14 protein-coding genes are annotated in these 19,183 nt (G+C 66.3%); 3 read left to right on the top strand and 11 right to left on the bottom strand.

Annotated features, from left to right (window positions below):
• Positions 1–12: 12 nt before the first annotated feature.
• Positions 13–1,506, bottom strand: a complete 1,494-nt coding sequence (locus R2N16_RS09485; protein ID WP_428984106.1) for a M20/M25/M40 family metallo-hydrolase — start codon at positions 1,504–1,506, stop codon at positions 13–15.
• A 206-nt stretch (positions 1,507–1,712) separates the two neighbouring features.
• On the opposite strand from R2N16_RS09485, the gene R2N16_RS09480 reads away from it, so the two are divergent.
• Complete coding sequence (locus tag R2N16_RS09480; RefSeq protein ID WP_316665376.1) at positions 1,713–2,630, top strand: LysR family transcriptional regulator; 918 nt, start codon at positions 1,713–1,715, stop codon at positions 2,628–2,630.
• Positions 2,631–2,636: 6 nt separating this feature from the next.
• Here the strand turns inward: R2N16_RS09480 and R2N16_RS09475 are convergent, their stop codons facing one another.
• From R2N16_RS09475 to R2N16_RS09460, 4 genes are read right to left on the bottom strand one after another with little or no spacing between them, the layout of a single operon-like run.
• The gene (locus tag R2N16_RS09475; protein ID WP_316665375.1) at positions 2,637–4,118 is read right to left on the bottom strand and encodes an AMP nucleosidase; all 1,482 of its coding nucleotides are present in this window, start codon (positions 4,116–4,118) and stop codon (positions 2,637–2,639) included.
• Between the two features lie 46 nt (positions 4,119–4,164).
• The gene (locus tag R2N16_RS09470) at positions 4,165–4,932 is read right to left on the bottom strand and encodes an amino acid ABC transporter permease (protein WP_316665422.1); all 768 of its coding nucleotides are present in this window, start codon (positions 4,930–4,932) and stop codon (positions 4,165–4,167) included.
• Positions 4,933–4,934: 2 nt separating this feature from the next.
• Entirely contained in the window at positions 4,935–5,645 is a 711-nt protein-coding gene (locus tag R2N16_RS09465; RefSeq protein ID WP_316665421.1) for an amino acid ABC transporter permease, read from the bottom strand.
• A gap of 53 nt (positions 5,646–5,698) precedes the next feature.
• On the bottom strand, positions 5,699–6,586 hold the full coding sequence (locus R2N16_RS09460) for an ABC transporter substrate-binding protein (RefSeq protein WP_316665374.1): 888 nt from the start codon (positions 6,584–6,586) through the stop codon (positions 5,699–5,701).
• A gap of 315 nt (positions 6,587–6,901) precedes the next feature.
• Here R2N16_RS09460 and R2N16_RS09455 point away from each other — a divergent pair, with 315 nt between their 5' ends.
• Together R2N16_RS09455 and R2N16_RS09450 are read left to right on the top strand one after the other, a co-directional pair.
• Positions 6,902–8,551, top strand: coding sequence for a GGDEF domain-containing protein (locus R2N16_RS09455; protein ID WP_316665373.1), 1,650 nt, complete (start codon positions 6,902–6,904; stop codon positions 8,549–8,551).
• Between the two features lie 132 nt (positions 8,552–8,683).
• On the top strand, positions 8,684–9,190 hold the full coding sequence (locus tag R2N16_RS09450; RefSeq protein WP_316665372.1) for an acyl-CoA thioesterase: 507 nt from the start codon (positions 8,684–8,686) through the stop codon (positions 9,188–9,190).
• A gap of 27 nt (positions 9,191–9,217) precedes the next feature.
• On the opposite strand, the gene R2N16_RS09445 is transcribed toward R2N16_RS09450, so the two are convergent.
• The 6 genes from R2N16_RS09445 to malQ all read right to left on the bottom strand — a co-directional run bounded on the left by R2N16_RS09445 (position 9,218) and on the right by malQ (position 19,179).
• Positions 9,218–10,603 carry a sensor histidine kinase gene (locus R2N16_RS09445; protein WP_316665371.1) on the bottom strand — a complete coding sequence of 462 codons (1,386 nt, stop codon included), beginning with the start codon at positions 10,601–10,603 and terminating at the stop codon, positions 9,218–9,220.
• A gap of 243 nt (positions 10,604–10,846) precedes the next feature.
• Positions 10,847–11,599, bottom strand: a complete 753-nt coding sequence (locus R2N16_RS09440) for a class I SAM-dependent methyltransferase (RefSeq protein ID WP_316665370.1) — start codon at positions 11,597–11,599, stop codon at positions 10,847–10,849.
• A gap of 119 nt (positions 11,600–11,718) precedes the next feature.
• A complete protein-coding gene (locus R2N16_RS09435; protein WP_316665369.1) occupies positions 11,719–12,639 on the bottom strand; it encodes an amidohydrolase family protein in 921 nt (306 codons plus the stop codon).
• Between the two features lie 55 nt (positions 12,640–12,694).
• A complete protein-coding gene (locus tag R2N16_RS09430) occupies positions 12,695–13,942 on the bottom strand; it encodes an MFS transporter (protein ID WP_316665367.1) in 1,248 nt (415 codons plus the stop codon).
• Positions 13,943–14,077: 135 nt separating this feature from the next.
• Positions 14,078–16,900: a malto-oligosyltrehalose synthase gene (gene treY, locus R2N16_RS09425; RefSeq protein WP_316665366.1), complete on the bottom strand. Its 2,823-nt coding sequence runs from the start codon at positions 16,898–16,900 to the stop codon at positions 14,078–14,080.
• A complete protein-coding gene (gene malQ, locus R2N16_RS09420; protein WP_316665364.1) occupies positions 16,897–19,179 on the bottom strand; it encodes a 4-alpha-glucanotransferase in 2,283 nt (760 codons plus the stop codon). The genes treY and malQ overlap by 4 nt, the downstream gene beginning before the upstream one ends.
• Positions 19,180–19,183: the final 4 nt, after the last annotated feature.

The raw sequence follows: 19,183 nt of genomic DNA, 5'->3' as shown, positions 1-19,183 counted from the left end.
GGCCGTGGCCTGTCAGAGCGGGTGCGTCAGCAGGCCGTAGATTGTGCGCACACCGCTCACGTAGTTACCCATCCGGAGGTTTTCGTTGGCAGCATGCTGATTGTTATCGGCGTTGACCAGAGGGATGATCGCGAACGGCACCTGCAGCACGCCGACGATTTCTGCGGTGGGCACGGTCCCCCCCATCATGCGGATGCGGACCGGCGCCGGGTTGGCCCCAAAGCTGTCGGTCAGCGATTTGTAGGCCCATGTGCCCACTGCCGAATCGATTGGTGAGCCCGCGGCATCCGCGCCCTCGCTCTGATACGTGAAGGTGGCCAGTTTGTCGTAGCGGCTGCGCTCTTCGTCGGTCGGGGCGTTCTTTACGAGGTGGTAGCCCTGGCGCTCGATGTGCTGCTCGATCAGCTTGCCGAGGTAGGCCGCGCTGGAGTCTGGCGTGGTTCGGAGGTCGAGTTCGGCGACGGCCTTGTCGGGCACGATATTCGCCACCTTGTCGCCCACGGCCGCAGAAGCCATGCCGCGCACGTTCAATGACGGGTACTGCATCGCCTCCTGGTAGTTGGCGCCGACCTTGTCGGCATGCGCGATGCCCAGGCGCTTGTTGAGCGCCGCCTGGTCGTCGGGCACGGCAGCCATGATCTTGCGGTCAGCCTCGCTGATCTTGACGTGGTCGTAATAGCCCGGCACCGTCACCCGGCCCTGATCGTTCTTCATCGATGCCAGCAGGTTGGCCAACTGCTGGGCCGGGTTGCGGGCGTAATTGCCGTAGTGCCCGCTGTGCAACGGCACCTTTGCGCCGTAGACGGTGAGCCTGGCTTCGGCCGCGCCACGGTTGCCAAAGACCAGTGTCGGCAGGTTGCTCGCATGCATGGGGCCGTCGTGGATGACGATGGCGTCGCAGCGCAGCAGTTCGCGGTTTGCCTGCATCACCTTGCTGATCGACGGCGACCCTTTCTCTTCCTCGCTGTCGAGAATGATCTTGACGTTGACGGCCGGCTGAGCGCCGCTGGCCTTGAGTGCGTCGATGGCGGTCAGCATCATCATGATCGGGCCTTTGTCGTCGGCGGACGACCGGCCGAAGACACGCCACTCCGGATCGAGCGGGCCGCTGAAAAGCTGCGCCGAGTCGATTTCTTCCCAGTTGCCCTGGGCGGTCTTGTGCTTGAGCACGGGCGTCCACGGGCTCTTCTGCGCCCACTGCGCGGGAATCACCGGCTGGCCGTCCAGGTGCATGTAGAACAGCACCGTCTTGCGGGCAGCATCCGGGTTCGGCAGTTCGGCATAGAGCATCGGCTTGCCGTTGTTCGCCAACTGCTTTGTGGTGAAGCCCCGCTTGCGGAACGCCTGCTCCAGCCAGTCGGCATTCTTGCGGACGTCTTCCGGTGCGATGGCGTCGTTGGGCAGGGAGAGCAGCTCGAAGTACTCGCGGTAGCTTGCCTGGGCCTGGCGTTCGGCGTCTGCCGCAGAGAGTTCGGCGGCGCCGCTCAAGCCAGCGGCACCGAGCATGAGGGCAGGCACCCACGCCCGAAGGCGATGGGATGCACGGTGCGCGGCAGTTTGGCGGGCGGCTAGCTGAAGGGGCATCTGGGTACTCCGCTGATCGGACAGTTCCGCATGAGTCTGAGCACACCACACCTTTTTGACCATTAGAATTTTCTTGGGATATCTTTGCGTTTTCTGCAAAGCAAAAGGGCCTCGCGCCCACGTCGCCTATGTCATCCCATCGCCTGCAGGAGACGTCCCTTCGCTATTTTCTAGAGGTTGTGCGCAGCGGTTCGTTGACGGAGGCGGCCGCGCGCCTGCATGTCAGCGCATCGGCCATCAGCCGGCAAGTGGCGATACTTGAAGAGTTGTTGGGCGTGCCGCTGTTCGAGCGTCAACCGCGCGGCATGACGCCCAGCCCGGCAGGCGAGCTGCTGGCCGCGCATGCGCTGCGCGGGGCACTGGAGGCCGAGCGCGTGGTCTCGGATATTCAGGGCCTGCAAGGGCTGCAGCGCGGGCGTGTGCGCATTGCGTGCTCCGATGGCTTTGCGATTGAGTTTGTTCCACGGGCCATCGTGGCGTTTCGCGAGCAGCATCCGGGCATTCAGTTCGACCTGCGCGCCGAAGAACCCATGCGCGTGACCGAGGCGGTCTTGCGCGGCGACGTCGACATCGGCTTGACCTACAGCCGTGCCGCTGTGCACGGCATCCGCGTGGCGTACCAGCAGCGTGGCTCGGTGTTTGCCATCATGCGGCCCGACCACGCGCTGGCGAAGTTCAACAGCGTGACGCTTGCGCAGATGCACCCATTTCCGATTGCGCTCTCGGGGCCCGACAACACGGTGCGCCAGTTGTTCGACATGGGCTGCAGTCATCGCGGGCTCGTGTTCGAGCCGGTGCTGGTCAGCAATCGCTTCGACGGGCTGTTGAGTTTCGTGCTGCACGGCGGCGGCCTGGCCATCGCGGGAGAGATCACGGTGCGCGATCGCGTGCGGCGCGGTGAGTTGCATGCCGCTGAGATTCGCGAGCGCGGCATGCGTGGGCGGACAGTGGAGCTGCAGACCCTGGCGGGCCGCACCTTGCCCGAGGTGGTCCGGGTGTTTCTGGAATTCCTGCGCCAAGCGCTGCCGGAGCAGCGCCTGCGCTGACCCGCGCTATCGGAACGCGGGCTCGTCAAAGCTGCGCAGCTTGCGCGAGTGCAGCGCTTCAACGCCGCTTTCGCGCAGCAGGCGCACGGCCTCCATGCCGATATCCAGGTGCTGGCTGACACGCTGGCGGTAGAACAGGTTGGCCATGCCGCGCAGCTTCAGTTCGCCGTGCAGCGGTTTGTCCGACACGCACAGCAGGGTGCCGTACGGCACGCGCAGACGGAAGCCGTTGGCGGCAATCGTGGCGCTTTCCATGTCGATGGCAATTGCGCGCGACTGGTTGAAGCGCGTGTACAGCGCCTGGTACTTCAGCTCCCAGTTGCGGTCGTCGGTGGAGACCACCGTGCCGGTGCGCATGCGCGATTTCATGTCGGCGCCGGAGAGCCCCGTGATGCGCGCCACCGCTTCCTGCAGCGCCACCTGAATCTCGGCGATGGGCGGCACGGGCACCCACGGCGGCAGGTCCTGGTCGAGCACGTGGTCGTCGCGCACATAGGCGTGCGCCAGCACGTAGTCGCCCAGCTGCTGCGAGCGGCGCAGTCCGCCGCAGTGGCCGATCATCATCCAGCAGTGCGGACGCAGCACGGCCAGATGGTCGGTGATGGTCTTGGCGTTGGACGGGCCCACGCCGATGTTCACCAGTGTCACGCCCAGGCGGTCTTCGCGCACCAGGTGGTAAGCGGGCATCTGCGGGAGGCCCTTGATGCGGTGCGAGTCGTCCGGCGCGGGCGTGCCGAGTTCGTGTTCGGTGTCGCCCGGCTCGACAAAGCGGATGTAGCCCTCGTCGTTGCCGTCTTCCATGAGCTTGCGGCCCAGGGCGGCAAACTCATCGACGTAGCGCTGGTAGTTGGTAAACAGCACAAAGCGCTGGAAGTGCTTCGGATGCGTGGCGGTGTAGTGGTACAGGCGCTGCAAGGCCAGGTCGACCCGCTCGGCGGTGAACATCGACAGCGGCTGCGGCTCGTCGCCAATCGGGCGATAGGTGCCGTTGGCAATGGAGTCATCGATCTGCGCGAGGTCGGGCAGCATGAACGCGCCACCGAGCGCGCGTGCCTGTTCGGGCGTGATGTCCACGGTGGATGCCTCCACCACGAACGGCAGCGGGATCGGCCGGTTGCTCACGCCCACCACGACGGGGCTGTTGTGATAGTGCAGCAGGCGTTCGATCTGCACGCGGTAGTAGTCGCGGAAGAGGTCCGGCCGCGTGAGCGTCGTGCCGTACACACCCGGATACGCCACCGTGCCCCATGCCGGCCGCGCGTCGCTCACCAGCGTTTTCGGGTCGACGGTGATGCCGAGGTAGGGGTAGCAGGCAGAGAGGTCTTCGCTGCAATCCTCACCGCGCGCAAAGGCGTGGAAACGATCGCGAATCGCTTGCGCAGAGCGCTCGTAGATGGCGGTGATGCGCTCGACAGCGGTGTTGGCGTCGGTGCAGATCGCCAGGTCGTGCGCGGGATAGAGATGGGCGGTGGCGCGGGTATCGGTCATGTTTGGATGATACCGACGTTTTGTGAACGCAAGATAGCGGTGTGGCCTAAGTCACGGCATCTGAAGCGGGGCGTTCGCGCCAGCGCAAGAAGCGCTGCCAGGTCGACACACGGGCCGGTTGCGCCACGGGTGTGCCGGCGCCAGAGCGCAACCATTTGGGCAGCGCTTCAATGCCACTGCACAGCAGGAAATACAGGGCGGCCACCGCGCCAAATACTTCGGCCGGATACGCCACCGTGCGGCTGTTGACCTGGCTGGCGGCGGTTGACAGTTCCACGACGCCCACGATGTAGGCGAGCGAGGTGTCCTTGACCGTCGACACCCACTGATTGGCCAGCGACGGGAGCATGATGCGCCACGCCTGGGGCAGCACCACGGTCAGCAACGCCTGCATGGGCGACATACCCAGCGCCAGTGCCGCGTTGCGCTGTCCGGCACCGACGGCGCGCAACCCGGCTTCCATGCTCTGCGTGATGTAGGCAGCGCCTACGGCGGCAAGCGCGGTGACGACCGTGGCCGTTTCCGGCACCGCAACGCCCAGCACCATCGGGATCAGGAAGTAGGCCCAGAACATCAGCATGAGCACGGGAATGGCGCGCAGCGTGGCCAGCAGCCCGCGCAGCAGATGCGCCAGCCGGCGCAGGCCGGGCGTGGCGTCGAGCCGGTCCAGCAGCAAGGCGCCACCCACACCCGCCGCCGTGGCGGTCACGCAGGCCCACAGCGCCATCCACAACGTGAGCGCCGCTCCGGCCAGGGGGCCGGTCGGATACGGGCCCACCAGCAGGTAGCGCAGGTGCAGGAGCACGGCTTCCATCGTCACGAGGGGGCTCCGGCCGACGCAATCTGCGCTGGCGCCCGACCAAGCCGCCGTAGCGCTATCGGCGCGGCCCATTGCAGCAACAGAATCGCCCCGGCATAGAGCACGGTTGCCACGGCAAAGGCCTGGAAAGCGAGCAGCGTGTCGGTTTCCACCTGCCGCGCGCTATATGCAAGCTCTGCCAGCCCGATGCCCATGGCCAGCGAAGTGTTCTTGATGGTGTTGGCACATTGCCCCAGCAGCGGCAGCGCCGACACGCGCAGCGCCTGCGGCAGCACCACACGCAGGAAGGCGGCACGCGGCGTGAAACCCAGCGAGAGCGCGGCCTCACGTTGCCCGCACGGCACGGCGCGGATGCCGGCGCGCAGCTCTTCTGAGAAGAACGCGCCCGCATACAGCGCAATGCCAAATGCCGCCGACAGGAATTCGAATGACGGCGCAGGCAACCGCCAGCCACCCACGGCGATGCCGCTCCAGCCCGTAATGGCACCGACCACATCCTCGCCCAGCAACTGCGCCGCACCGAAATACCAGAAGAACAGCTGGACCAGCAACGGCGTTTTGCGCAGGAAGGCCACCAGACCGCGCGCCGGCAGATGCAGCCACGGCTGAGTGCTCGCACGCAGCGCAGTCAGCAGCAGGCCCACGGCCAGCCCGCCCGCGATGGCCGCCGCCGACACCAGCAGTGTCATCCCGAAGCCCTCCAGCATCCAGCCGAGATAACGCGGTGGCAGGGGCTGGAGGAGGGCCGGCAGGCTCAAGCTCACTTGGTGCTGCCGATGATGAAGTCGCGCGGCAGCGGGGCCGCGCTCTTCGGGCCGAACCAGCGGTCATAGATGCGGCCGGCGGTGCCGTCTTTCTCCAGGCCTTGCAGGATCTGGTCGATGGTGGCCGTCAGCTTTGCTTCGCCCTTGGGCACGCCGATGCCCATGTATTCGCGCGTCAGCACGAACGGCGAGATCTCCAGCTCGCTGCGGTTGGGCAGCGTGGCCAACAGTGCGCCGAGCTTGGCGCCATCCTGAGCAAACGCCTGGATGGCGCCGCTGCGCAGCGCGGTGAGCGCCAACGGAGAATCGTCATAGGCAATCACGCGGGCGTTGGGGTAGCCGTCGCGCAGGGTGGTTTCCTGCGTGGTGCCCTTGTCGACGCCCAGACGGATGCCGTCTTTCTTCAGATCGTCCGGCTGTTTGAGAACGCCCTTCTTGGCGATGAACTGCAGGCCGCTGGCGAAGTACGGCGTGCTGAATTCAATCTGCTTCTTGCGCTCGTCGGTAATGGTGAAGTTGGCGGCCACGATATCGACCTTGCCCGAGGTGAGCAGCGGCACGCGGTTGGCCGGGTTGGTGGCGCGCAGTTCCAGCTTGACGCCCAGCTTTTTGGCGATTTCCTGCGCGTAGTCCACATCGAGTCCAACCGGCTGGCCGGTCTTGGCATCGGCGTAACCGAAGGGCGGGTTGGCATCGAACACGCCCACGCGCAGCACGCCCGCCTTCTTGATGTCGTCCAGCTTGTCAGCGTGAGCCGCCGGCGCGTGCAGCACCGCCACCGCCAATGCCGCCCCAATGACCACACCCACCGCATGGCGCGATGATCTTGCCAACCCTTGCGCCAGACTTTGCAACGAAGATGTGCCCGAAACACGTGCTTGCATGACAACCCCTGATGATTTTTAGGGGGCCAAGCGTAGGGTGATTGCTGCGCTACGCAAACGAATTCGTTGGCAGATCGATATGCACCGATCAGCACGCGAGGGCCGCGCCATGCGCCGGCAAGCCGCCCCGGCCTTCAGTTTTTACATTTCCTGCCGATGGCAGGGAGAGGTGATCGGGTGCGCACCACGCAGCCGTTCACTCGACAAGAGTGCCCGATACACTGCAAGAACAACAAACAAACGGGGAATACACGTGGATCAACCGGCTGGCGCCGCCATTCGCCGGCATCGCCATGCGCGCGGGGCGTGCCGATCATGCTGATCGCGGCACTGGCTTGCGCTGCACTCGTTTCGATCGCGCTGATCGGCCTGTCTTGGCCGCGCCGTGATGACACGGAAGTCTCTGCCTTCATGTTGCTGGCGCTCGGCACCGCGTTGTGGAGCGGCGCGCGTCTCATGGAGGTCGTCACCTTTGACATGCCCGTGCGGGTGGGTTGGGCCAAGGTCGCCTATCTCGGGATCATGATGGTGCCCGCCGCGTGGCTGCGCATGGTGATTGGCCTCATCCGGCCAGACTTCAATGCATTGCCGCTGGTGCGCGCGGGCTGGGTGCTGGCGCTGCTGGTGGCCGCCGCGTTCATCGGGCTGGTTGCCACCAATGAACTGCACCACCTGGTGTGGCTCGATGCGCGCTTCGTCGTCATCGATGGCATACAGCGCGCAGTGTTCGATCACGGGCGAGTCTTCTGGGTGGGCACCGCCTACAACTACGTGCTGCTGGCCATCAGCCTTGTGCTGTTGGTGCTGCCCACCGGCGAAGCGGCCAGCGGGCTGTACGTGTCGTCGCGCACGCAGGTGCGGCTGGCACTCGTCATCGGGCAACTGTTGCCGCTGGTAGCGCATCTCGCTTATCTGCAGCGCTGGACGACGGCGCTGGGCGGTGATCTCACACCCGCCACGTTTGCCGTGAGCACCGCATTGCTCGGCTGGATCGTGCTGCGGCCGCGCCTGCGTGATACCGCAGCCTATGCCCGGGGCAAGATCATCGGGGCCATGCGAGACGGCTGCATCGTGCTGGCCCGCGATGGCTCCATCGCCAGCATCAACGCCGCCGCGCGCTACCTGTTGCCGAGCGCCCAGGTGCATGCGATGCCGCCTGCCGTGCTGAACGTGGGCGGCATCCTGCGCGAGTTTGAGCGTACGCGCCTGCCCAACCGCCACCAGGTCTGGCTGCCCGACACGGGTCGCACGCTGGAAGTCACGCTCGAAGGCCTGAGCGACGCCCGCGGCCACCACGCCGGCGTTTTCCTGCTGCTGCGCGACGTGACGGTCGAGCAATTGCAGCGCGCCGGCATGGCCAGCGCCCAGGATGCGCTGCGCGGCGAGCTGCAGCGCACGCGGGCCTTGCTCAGCGTGCTGGAGAACGACGTCAACCGCGACACGCTCACGCACCTGTTCAATCGCCGCTTTTTTGAAACGCAGGCCCCGCGCCTGCTCGACCACGCCCGCCGTGACAACCGCTCCGTCACGCTGGCGCTGTTCGACATCGATTGCTTCAAGCAATACAACGACACCTACGGTCACCTGCGTGGCGACGAGTGCCTGCGCATGGTGGCCGACATGCTGGGCATGGCGTGCCGTCACCCCGATGACTTCATTGCGCGCGTGGGCGGCGAAGAATTCGTCGCCATGCTGTTTGACCTGAACCGCGATGACGCCAGCCACGCCGTGGCCCGCTCCGTGGCCAGGGTGGCTGAACGGGCCGAGCCGCACGCGGCGTCCGTCGCCGCGCCGTACGTCACGCTGTCAGCCGGCGCCGTCACGCTCACGCCTGTCGACGAACACCTGGACGTGCTGTTCGGATGGGCCGATGCGGCGCTTTACGATGCCAAGCGCAGCGGCCGCAATACGTTTCGCTTTCACCATAGTCCGCCGGGGCTGCGCAGTGTTGCGGGCGGGGAGTAGGCCGCCCGTTCGTAGGGCTACGCTATTGGCGTGTTACGCAATGGCAAGTGCATCGGAAGAATGGACACATGCGCGGGACCACCGCACATGCGCGGCTGCCGCCAGCAGCCACTTCCATTCTTGGAGTATGCGATGCCGACAGGCCAATCCATTGCCACAGTCGTCGACCACTATCTGCGCAATGCCGAGCTGCCCGAAGCCATTTCCGCGCAGCAGACGTTCCAGTACGCCTTCGATGTCTATCTGAAAGATTCCAACGCCTACGCCAACACGTATTTCGCCCGGTATTTCGAGTGGCAGGGCGTGGTGCGCGAGCGCTGGTTTCACGAGTGCATTGACGCTGATCTGCTCATGAGCGGACGCGTGATCTTCGTGACCAAGCTGGCGCATCAGGAATTCGTTGAAGAGACATTCCCGTTTCAGCGCGTGGAATGCCACCTGAACACATTCCGGGTGCAGCCATGCTCGTTCTACATGGTGTTCCGGTTTGTTTCGGGCGAGCGGCTGGTGTCGCTGGGGTATCAGCAGGTGGTGTGCGCCAACGCCGAGCGCGTGATTCAGCGGCTGCCGGAACACGTGCGCGCGCGTGTGAAGGCGTACGCGCTGGACATGCTGCCGGAGCTTGCGCAGGCGTCCTGACGTGTTGACGCCTTGACGACGTGAACGTCAGATAGCAGGAGGTTGGGGAAACCGCATGGAGAACAGCGTGTATTCCCCAACGACGGATTCGCACTGGATGCGCCCGCCGAATGCCTGCATGACGCGGCGGCAGAACGTCAGTCCCACGCCCGAGCCCTTGCCCACATGCTTGGTGGAGAAGAACGGGTCAAAGATGCGGCGCTGCACGCTGGGCGGAATGCCGGTGGCGCTGTCGCGCACCGCGAGCACATAGCTGTCGCCATCTTGGCGGGCGGAGATTTCGATGTGCCCCTTGCGCGCGATCTGGATGGCATGCAGCGCATTCTTCAGCAGGTTGAACAGCACATACACGAGCAGTGTGTCGGAGCCCACGAAGCGCCAGTCAGCGTTGAACGCCTGCACGTGCACGCGCTCGCGCTCGCCGGCCTGGAACGGATACTGCGCCATGGCCGTCTCCACGCATTCGCGCAGCGAATGTGCCGCGAAGGTGCGCCGGTCCAGCCGCTCAAGCGTGACGGAGGCCAGGGCCATCTCGATCACGCTGTGTGCGGATGCGACTTCCGACGTGATAGCCCCCGCCAGTTTGGAGAGGCGATCCAGCATGGCCGGATGCTGCGGCGGCTGGCACAGGCCGTTGTCGATGGCGAGCTGATAGCCGCGATACACGTCGGGCCAGGCGCGGGCGATTTCGGCCGCCTGCAAGCGGATGGTGGTCAGCGGTGTGCGCACTTCGTGTGCAACGGTGGCCGCCAGTGCGTAGGGGCGCATCAAGTCAAACTTGACCACGCCCACGGCAATGATGCCCAGCGCAACGGCCAGCGGCAGCACACCCGGCGGGTAGAACGCAATGCCGTAGTTGACCGCGTAGTCGGCTGCCGCCAACGAAATCAATCCCACGCCGAAGAGGCACGTCAGCAACCGTTTGCGTTTTTCTGCGGTGGCATGCCGCTGCTCGCGGTAGAGCACCCACATGCCGCGCGTGACCAGTGCGGCAGTCTGGACGATGTGCACGGCTTCCAGCGTGCCCGCCTTCGGATAGAAGCCGAAATGGAACCGATGCACGCCGTCGATGACCAGATTGGTGGTAATCAGGAGCGCGATCAGCACGGCGTCCAGCACATAGGCAGCCATGAGCCAGCGTCGCTCACTCGGTGCCTCGGCCACCTCCACGGCAAAGTGATAGAGCATGGTCGGCATGACGAGGATGGCGATCCAGCCGAGCTTGGCCAGTAGCTGGGCGGTGCCAACGTCATGGGTCTGGAAGAGAAACGCCCAGATGCCTTGCCACAGGCACGTGAGCGTTGTCATGCCGAGAAACGCCAGGCTCGCGCGCGTGCGGCCGCGCGTGGTCACGACGTAGACGCCGTAGAACAGGAAGAGCGACGAGACGAAAGCGGGGAACAGGGCGTACATGGAAATCGGAAGTCGGCGCAGAGGCCACGCGCCAATGCCGACCGGGATCGACGGTAACCCGAGAGGCTACCGGCAACCCCGCGTTCGTACACGCGTTCCGATATCACATTTTTTTCATTCTGGATTAAGCAAAACCCCCAAACCGGCGCCACATAACGGCACCCCTCCAACGGGTGTGACAAAAAGGATGAAGGGGGAGGAAGGTGCCCGGGTTGCTCCAGTGGCCGAAGCGGCTCAAGCGGCTCAGGTGGCCTCAATGAGCATCGCGTCGATGGCAAATGAATGGTCGGGCGCCACGGCAAAGTACGTGCGCGCTTCGTCGGCTGCACGGTCGAACAGGTCGCGGATGGCGTCTGCCCGAACCTGCGGGGTGCGGATGCGGGCAATCCAGCTGTCAAAGGCCATCGTCAACTTCCAGGTGCGCGGGGTGCCGGGCTGGAAACCGGCCTCGGCCAGCATGGCCTGCCATTCCGACACACGGTAGTCGCGCACGTGCGACGCATCGCGCAGCACCTCGGCGGCTTGCAGCAGCGTGTCGAGCAGCGGTGCCTGCGGCGCGACGATATCCACGATGACGAGCTTGCCGCCGGGTTTGAGCACACGGCGCGCTTCCGCCAGTCCCTTGCGCACGTCGTACCAGTGGTGGGCAGAAAAACGCGTGGCAACGATGTCGAATGCGGCATCGTCAAAGGGCAGGCTTTCGGCGCGGCCAGCTTGCGTGTGCAACTGCGCAAGGCCGCGGCGCGCGGCTTCGGCCGCCACCACGCTCAGCATGTCTTGTGACAGGTCATACGCCACCATGGCCGCCACGTGCGGCGCCATGGCAAAGCTCACATGCCCGCCGCCGCAGCCGAGATCGAGCACCTTGGCGTGCGGCACCGACTGCGCCAGCGCGGCCAGCGCGTCGAGATCGGCGCCCTGCGCGTGCACTGCGCTGGTCAGGTAGGCCTGGGCGACCTGGCCGAATTGCTCGTCGACGAGTCGATGCTGCTGCATGGCTGCTCCTTACGGCGTGTGGGGATGAGGAGCGGCCAGTGTAGGAGCGCGGCCTGCGCTGCGAAATTCGTGATTCGCGAAATGGGGTATCGCGCGGGCGCGCTGCGGGTAGGGCGCGTTCAGACGAATCGAAACAGGTGCGCAGGCGTGTCGACCAGCACCTGCTTGCGGTCCGCTGCGTTGGGTAGCAGCACGCCGGCGAAGGCCCACATCTTGTCGTAGTTGATCTGCGATTCGAACTGCGTGTGTGGCCAGTCGCTGCCCCAGACCAGGCGGTCCAGGCCGAGCGCATCCTTCAGGCGCGGCATGGCGGCTTGGGCGATGGCTTCGCCGCGTCCGTTGGTGCCGTTCCGGTATGCGCCGGAAATCTTCACCCACACACGGCGGGAGCGGCCGGCGTTGAGCAACGCGGCAAAGCCCGGATCATCCACGCCGAGTGCGGGATCGGGGCGGCCGAAGTGGTCGACCACCACATTCACCTGCGCCTCTAGCAGCGGTTGCAGCAGCGCGGGAAGGCGGCGTGCCTCGACGTGCAATTCCACGTGCCAGCCGAGCGCATGCAGGCGCGCCAGCGCGGCTTGCCACACGGGCGATTTCAACTGCGGGTCCGCCGCACCAATCAGGTTCAGGCGGATGCCGACAATGCCCTCGGTGTTCATCTGCGTGAGCAAGGTGTCGGGCGCGGCCGGGTCGATGACGGCCACACCGCGCAGGCGCTGCGGCGCCTGCTTGAGCGCTGCCAAGAGGTAGCTGTTGTCGACACCCAGAAAGCTCGGCTGGATCAGCACACCGTGCGACACGCCGTGCGCGTCGAGCTGCGCGAGATAGGACGACAGCGTTGCGTCATAAGTGGGCGCATAGCGGCGCGCGTTGGCCAGCGGCAGCCCGCGTTCGAATACATGCGCATGCGTGTCGATGGCAGTGATGCTGCCGGAGGACTCGCGCGTGGCGTCGCGGTTGCCAGTGACGGCGCAACCGGCAAGGGCGGTGGAACCTAGCATGGCAAGCAACCCGGTGTTGAAGGCGCGGCGAGTGGGCATGGGGTCTCCTGGCGGCGACGGATCAGGTGCGTCGTCATGATGTTGTGATGTGGGTTCAGACCGTAACCGCAGCGAGGTCGCGGCCTTTCGTCTCGGGCAGCATCAGCACCGCCACCGCGACGATCGAATAGGCGATGGCCGCATCGATGCCGATGGCCGTGCCCAGCGACATCGATGCGCTCATCTTGCCCACCAGCACCGGGAAGGCGGCAGACACCACGCGGCCGAAGTTGTAGCAAAAGCCCACGCCTGTGCCACGTACGCCCTGCGGATACAGCTCGTTGAAAAGCGCGCCCATGCTGGCCGGAATGCCTGCTGCAAAGAAGCCCAGCGGAAAGCCCAGCACCAGCATCGCACCATCCGACAACGGCACCAGCAGATACACCAGCACTGTCACCACACAGCAGCACGAGAACAGCAGGATGTTGCCGCGACGGCCGAGCACGTCTAGCAGCCAGGCGCTCGCCACGCAGCCGCACCAGAAGGCGAAGATGATTACCGCCAGGTAGCCGCCCGTGCCCAGCACCGACAGGTGGCGCTCCGTCTTGAGATAGGTCGGCAGCCAAGTCATCAGTGCGTAGTAGCCGCCGTGCGCGCCCACGCCGAGCAGCGCGCCGATCAGCGTCATGCGCAGCACCTGCGGGCGGAAGATGTCGAGCAGCGGAAAACGCGAGATCGGCATCGCGTCGGTTTTCCCGCCCGGCTTGGCGGCCCGCACAGGTTCCTGCACGCCACGGCGGATGTAGATGATGAGCAGCGCCGGCAGCAACCCGGCGGCAAACATCACGCGCCAGGCGAGGTCCGGCTCGATGAAGGAATACGTGAGCGCATACAGAAGCACCGCCGCGCCCCAGCCCACGGCCCACGCGCTCTGCACGGTGCCCATGGCCTTGCCGCGGTGGCTGGCGCGGATGCTCTCGGCCATCAGCACGGCGCCCGCCGCCCATTCCCCGCCAAAGCCGAAGCCCTGGATGGCCTTCAGCACGAGGAACTGCTCGTAGTTCTGCGCGAAGGCCGAGGCGAATGTGGCCAGCGAGAACCACAGCACCGTGAACTGCAGCGTGCGCACGCGGCCGAAGCGGTCGGTCAGGGCACCGGCAATCCAGCCGCCCAAGGCGGATGCCACCAGCGTGACGCCCGACACCAGCCCGGCCTCGGCCTTGCCGATGTGCCAGGCCGCGATGATGGTCGGGATGACCAGGCTGAACATCTGCACGTCAAGCGCGTCAAGCGCCCAGCCCCCAAAGCAGGCCCAGAACGTGCGCTTCTCCCCTTTTGAAATCTCTTTGAACCAGCCGAACATGCGGTCTCCTCCGGGTGACGTGAGCGACGCATCCACCATGCATTGCTCTAGTCATCTATATGAATAGAGGAATTTTAGGGCGTGACGGCACGCGGTGCAGTCGGTGTTAACCCGTGCGAATGCGTGAAGCGGCGATCAGGTGTGTAGCAGGGCGATCGGCAGTTGCGCCAGCACCTGGCCCAACGCAAGACGCGGGCTGCGCAGCGTCTGGCCGTCGAATGCGCTATGCAAGGGGGTGTGGGAGAGCGCAGGCGGCAGACAGACCGTGGTGTCCCGCCAGGCGCCATCCGCAAACGTGGGTGTGGCGGCGTGGCCCAGCAGGGCGGAGGCATGCAGTGGCACGATCGCGACGATCGACTGGGCGCCATGCACACGCGCAAACGCGAACACGTGCTGTGCGCCGCTGCCGGTCACGGCCAGCGGTTGGTAGTCGCCGGATTCGAACACCGCTGGCAGCGACGCACGCAGGGCGAGTGCACGTGCCAGCACGGCTTGCTTGATGCGGCCGTCGGTCCAGTGCGTGAGCAGCGACGCGAGGCCATGGCCCGCATGCATGTGCAATGCGCGTAATGCGCGGTGCCGCGCAGCGTAGTCAACAGGCCGGCGGTTGTCGGGATCAACGAGGCTGGTGTCCCAGAAATCCGTGCCCTGATAGAGGTCGGGCACGCCGGGTAGCGTGGTGCGCAGCAAGGTCTGGGCGAGGCCGTTGATGGCCGCGGCCGGGGCCACGCTCTGCACGAAGGCCGAGAGCGAAGGCAGGAAGGTCGAGGCGGCCTCCCCTGTCAGCAGCGTGAAGACGAATTCGCGGCTGGCGGCTTCGTAGTCCGCATCGGGGGCGAACCAGTCGGTGCGCAGCTTGGCTTCGCGCTGCGCCTTTTCTTGCCACTGCGCGACACGCTCGGCCAGTTCGCGCACGGCATCCGCGTCATGCCAGTCGAGATCCGCCGGCCAGATGCCCACGAGCGTTTGATACAGCATCCACTGTGCGGCGGGTGAGGGGGCAGGACCGGTAGGCAGGTGGCGCACCCACGCAGCGTGGTCCGTGCGCCATTGGTGTGCGGCGGCCAACCATTGCGCGGGCCGCTCCGACAGCACGGCCAACCGCGCGCGCACGTCTTCGCCGCGCTTGTGGTCATGCGTGGCGGTGGTGAGCATCGCGTGTGGCCAGGTGTGAGCGCGCGTTTGCATGGCGTGATGGAACGCGTTGGCGCTCATGGAAAACGCACCCGGGTCCGCGCCGACCTCGTTGCGCGACAGCAGCCGCCCGTAGCGGTAGCACGCCGTGTCTTCCACCGCCTTGGCCGCCACTGGAGACGACAACTGCTGGCACCGCCGCAACGCCAGTTGGCGCAGCTTGTCCTGCCCGGCCGGCTGCCCGCCCAGCCATGCATCGAGCCAGCCGAGCACGGGCTGGTCGACGCGCCGCAGGCAGGTGGCCGCCCCGGACATGGCGGTGTGCAAGATGGCCGCATCCTGCGCATCGCGTTGCTGCGCACTCGCATAGGTGCGATACACCGGAAAGTGGACGATCACCTCCGCCAGCGCACGGCGGATGGCGTGCCACGTCACGTCGTGGGTGTTGCGTTGCTGCTGGGCCACCGCGTGCAGCGCGGACGTGGCTCCATCGAGTTCTGCCGCAAAGTGCGCATGCAGAATCTGCCGACGTGCGGAGACTGCCGTGGCCGAGAACGGCGCTTCAGCCGCCGGCGCGCCAATCCATTCCAGCCAGCCTTGGGTGAGCGCGGTCTCGCCGTGCGCATCGTGCAACAGTGCGCCCACCTGGTTCATGAAGTCGTAGCCGCTGGTGCCGTCGACGCCCCAGTCGGTGCGCATGGCTTCATCAGGGGCGAGGATCTTTTCGACGACGATCCACGGGTGGCTCGTGAGCCGGTCAGCGGGGCGTGCGGCGTGCTCGGCCTGCAGGCGGCGGCGTAGCTGGCGGCAATAGGCGGCCGGGTCGGCCAGGCCATCAACGTGGTCGATGCGCACGCCGTCAATCCAGCCCAGGCGATAGAGCCGGAACAGCAGCGCGTGCGTTGCTTCAAACACCTCGGCGCGCTCCATGCGCAGGCCGGCCAGCGAGCCGATGTCGAAGAAGCGGCGCCAGTTGATCTCATCGTTGGCGGTGCGCCAGTGGGCAAGGCGCCAGTGCTGGCGCGCCATCAGGGCATCGAGTTGATCGGGCTGCGCGTTGAGTGTGCGCACGGCTTCGGCGATGTGTGCGGCACCTGCTTTCGTGGTGGCGAGGTTGCGCAGCGTATCGCGCGCTTCGTCTGCACGTTCGCGCCGCGTGCGCAGTGAGCGGATCATGCCGAGTGCGGCAAAGCGATCGGCCACCGCGTGGGTGGCTGCGTCTGTGTTGCCGGCGCGAAGCAGCGCGGCATAGTCGGTCAGGGCAATCGGAAACCGGTGGTCGTAATAGGCAATCGCCAGCCGCGCAGCCGTGTCGTCGTAGGTGAGTTGCAGTCGGCCGCCGGCCAGCGCGTCGGCGTAGTCTTCACCCAGGAACGGGGCGAGCACCTTGTTGCGGAGCAGCGAGGGGGGCGGCTGCCAGTCGATATCGAAGAAGTTTGCATACGCGCTGTCGGGACCGGATTCGAGCACGTCCAGCCACCACGCGTTGTGTGCGCCGCCCACGCCCATATGGTTCGGCACGATATCGACGATCAGCCCCATGCCGCGTGCATGCAGTGCATCCACCAGTCGTTCGAGTGCGCTTTCGCCACCCAGCTCGGGGTTCACGCGTGTGGGGTCGACGACGTCATAGCCATGCGTGGAGCCCGGCTGCGCCGTGGTGATGGGCGACGTGTAGAGATGCGAGATGCCGAGCGCAGCGAAGTCATCAAGCAACGCGCGCGCATGGTCGAACGTAAAGTCGCGGTGCAGTTGAAGCCGCAGCGTGGCGCGCGGTACACGCGCAAGGGCGACGGGCCCGAGGGGTGTGGTGGGTTCGCTCATGACTTGCTGATGCGCGCGTTGGCCAGCGCTGACAGGCGCGCCTGCACCGCGGGCGTGTCGAGCAGCGTGGCGGCCGGCCCGGGCAGGCGACGCCGCCAGTTGGGGTGCGTGTCGATCGTGCTCGGCAGGTTGGGCTGCTCGGCGAGGCCCAGCAGGTCTTCCAGCGGCACAAGCGCAAGCGGCGTGTTGGCCGCGCCCGTAAACACGGTGGCCGCCGTGGCAAAGTCCTGCGCGCTGGCTTGCAGGATGAGTTCGGCTTGCGCCGCGGTGGCCGCGCGTGCCTGTTCCAACGCTGCCTGCAGCGGCGCCACGCCGATCATCGGCACACCGCCATCGGCCAGCACTAGCCGATTGTGCTCGGCAAAGGCCGCGACGAGCGCGGCGCGATCGTCCATGCGGCGTGCGTGTGCTTCGCTCTCGCTCATCCCGGCCGGCAGCAGGCCGAGCTGGGCTTGCCAGCGCAGATCGGTGCCGGTCCACCAGCCGGCGAGCGTGGGCAGATCGTGCGTGCTTGTCATTGCGACGGATGCCGGCGCCCATGTGCGCGGGGCCTTGAAGGGAGCATTGTCGCGCGCGTAGTCCCGCTCGAACCAGAGGATGCGCATGCCGAGCAGGCCGTCGTCGGCGAGCATGTCGCGTAGACCCGGCGGCACGGTGCCAAGGTCCTCTCCAATGACGATGCAGCGGTTGCGCCACGATTCCAGCGCGACCAGCCGCAGCAGATCCTGCATCGGGTAGCGCAGGTACACGCCGTCGAGCGGCCGTGCGCCATCGGGAATCACCCACAGCCGCATGAGCCCGAGCACGTGGTCGATGCGCACGCCGCCGGGCACGGCCATCACCGCGCGCAACATCTCGATAAAGGCCGTAAAGCCCTGCGTGCGCATGGCGCGGGGGCTGAAGGTGGTCAGACCCCAGCCTTGGCCCTGCGCGTTGAACACATCGGGTGGCGCACCCACCGTCACGCCCATCAGCACGTCCCGCTGCCGGGCCCACGCGTGGCTGCCCGCGCTGTCGGTGCCCACCGCCAGGTCGGCGACGAGGCCAATGGCCATGCCGGCGCTTTCCGCAGTGCGCTGCGCGATGGCCCACTGGCGTGCCGCCGCCCATTGCAGGAAGAGGTGGAAGTTCACCGCATCTTCATGCTCGCGTGCGAATGCCTGCACGGCCAGGTAGGTCGGGTCTTGATACTGCTCGGGCCACTGCTTCCAATGTACGGGCCCAAGGTGCGCATTCAGCGCTTCAAAGTGCGCGTGGTTGCGCAGGCTGGCGCCGCCGTCAATGCAATACGCGCGAAGATCGTCCAGCAGGCTCTGGGCGGTGGTGTCCCCAAGCGGCGCCTGCAGCAGCCGGCGATGCAGCGTGCGCAGTACCGTCATGCGGGCGTTGCCGCTGGCCGGCCAGTCGATGAGCGGTGCGGCTTCCAGGCGGGCATAGTCCGCGACGAGGTTGCAGTCCACCACCGCTTGCCGCACGGCTTCGTCTCCAAAGAGCGCCGCGGGGTCGATCATCCACGCGTTCAGGAACAGGCGGCTCGATGGCGAGTACGGCGAATAGCGACGCGCGTCGGCTGTGAACATGGCATGCACGGGGCTGAGCGCTAACGCATCCGCACCGCGCTGCGCGAGGTGCCGGGCCAGCGTGCCCGCCGTGGTGTAGTCGCCCAGGCCGGCACTGCTGGCGGCGCGTTCAGCATCGCATCGCAAGCCATAGAGCTGCGCGGAGCCGCCCCACAGCCGGGTGTCGGTGGGGCGATCGTGCTGACGCAGGGCATCGGCCACGCCGTAGCAACGCGCAGGGGCAATGGCGAGCGTGGCTTCGATCACGGTGCCCGGTCCAGCGTCGATGGTCAGGCGGTGGTAGCCCGCGGCCTGCACCGGTGCCAGGCGCAGCGTTGCATGGTGCTCGCTTGCACTGACGCTGATCGTGCCCTGCATGCTGCCGGCGGACTCGAAGTCGACGCGATAGGTTTGTCCACCCAGCAACGCAGCTTGCGGCGCAGAGGTCTGCAGCACGATCGGCCGCCCCACCACGCCGGTCACGAGCGGCGGTATGGCCACCTCTTCGGCTTCTGCGCGCAGGCGCGCCTGGCTCTCCGACACCTGGGCCGGCGTGCCGGCTGGCAGGCCCAGCGTGAAGAGCACGGTGCGCAGCACCTCGTCGGCCACGCGCATGGGGCGGCTGGCGGCGTCTTCCCAGTCGACCTGCAGCCCGGCATCGGTGGCCAGTTGCTGGAGCGGCGTGCGTTGCGTGCCGGATGCGTTGGTCATGCTGTCCATGGTG

This window comes from Ralstonia psammae, from assembly GCF_958405935.1.
GTDB lineage: Bacteria > Pseudomonadota > Gammaproteobacteria > Burkholderiales > Burkholderiaceae > Ralstonia > Ralstonia psammae.
The sequence above is the reverse complement of the archived record's forward strand: the minus strand, read 5'-3'. Positions and strand labels throughout refer to the sequence as shown.

What these genes read in the sequence shown, in the direction of transcription:
- R2N16_RS09485 (WP_428984106.1), bottom strand. Translation starts at nt 1,506, where the DNA reads ATGCTCGGTGCCGCTGGCTTGAGCGGCGCCGCCGAACTCTCTGCGGCA.
- R2N16_RS09480 (WP_316665376.1), top strand. Translation starts at nt 1,713, where the DNA reads ATGTCATCCCATCGCCTGCAGGAGACGTCCCTTCGCTATTTTCTAGAG.
- R2N16_RS09475 (WP_316665375.1), bottom strand. Translation starts at nt 4,118, where the DNA reads ATGACCGATACCCGCGCCACCGCCCATCTCTATCCCGCGCACGACCTG.
- R2N16_RS09470 (WP_316665422.1), bottom strand. Translation starts at nt 4,932, where the DNA reads ATGGAAGCCGTGCTCCTGCACCTGCGCTACCTGCTGGTGGGCCCGTAT.
- R2N16_RS09465 (WP_316665421.1), bottom strand. Translation starts at nt 5,645, where the DNA reads ATGCTGGAGGGCTTCGGGATGACACTGCTGGTGTCGGCGGCGGCCATC.
- R2N16_RS09460 (WP_316665374.1), bottom strand. Translation starts at nt 6,586, where the DNA reads ATGCAAGCACGTGTTTCGGGCACATCTTCGTTGCAAAGTCTGGCGCAA.
- R2N16_RS09455 (WP_316665373.1), top strand. Translation starts at nt 6,902, where the DNA reads ATGCTGATCGCGGCACTGGCTTGCGCTGCACTCGTTTCGATCGCGCTG.
- R2N16_RS09450 (WP_316665372.1), top strand. Translation starts at nt 8,684, where the DNA reads ATGCCGACAGGCCAATCCATTGCCACAGTCGTCGACCACTATCTGCGC.
- R2N16_RS09445 (WP_316665371.1), bottom strand. Translation starts at nt 10,603, where the DNA reads ATGTACGCCCTGTTCCCCGCTTTCGTCTCGTCGCTCTTCCTGTTCTAC.
- R2N16_RS09440 (WP_316665370.1), bottom strand. Translation starts at nt 11,599, where the DNA reads ATGCAGCAGCATCGACTCGTCGACGAGCAATTCGGCCAGGTCGCCCAG.
- R2N16_RS09435 (WP_316665369.1), bottom strand. Translation starts at nt 12,639, where the DNA reads ATGCCCACTCGCCGCGCCTTCAACACCGGGTTGCTTGCCATGCTAGGT.
- R2N16_RS09430 (WP_316665367.1), bottom strand. Translation starts at nt 13,942, where the DNA reads ATGTTCGGCTGGTTCAAAGAGATTTCAAAAGGGGAGAAGCGCACGTTC.
- treY (WP_316665366.1), bottom strand. Translation starts at nt 16,900, where the DNA reads ATGAGCGAACCCACCACACCCCTCGGGCCCGTCGCCCTTGCGCGTGTA.
- malQ (WP_316665364.1), bottom strand. Translation starts at nt 19,179, where the DNA reads ATGGACAGCATGACCAACGCATCCGGCACGCAACGCACGCCGCTCCAG.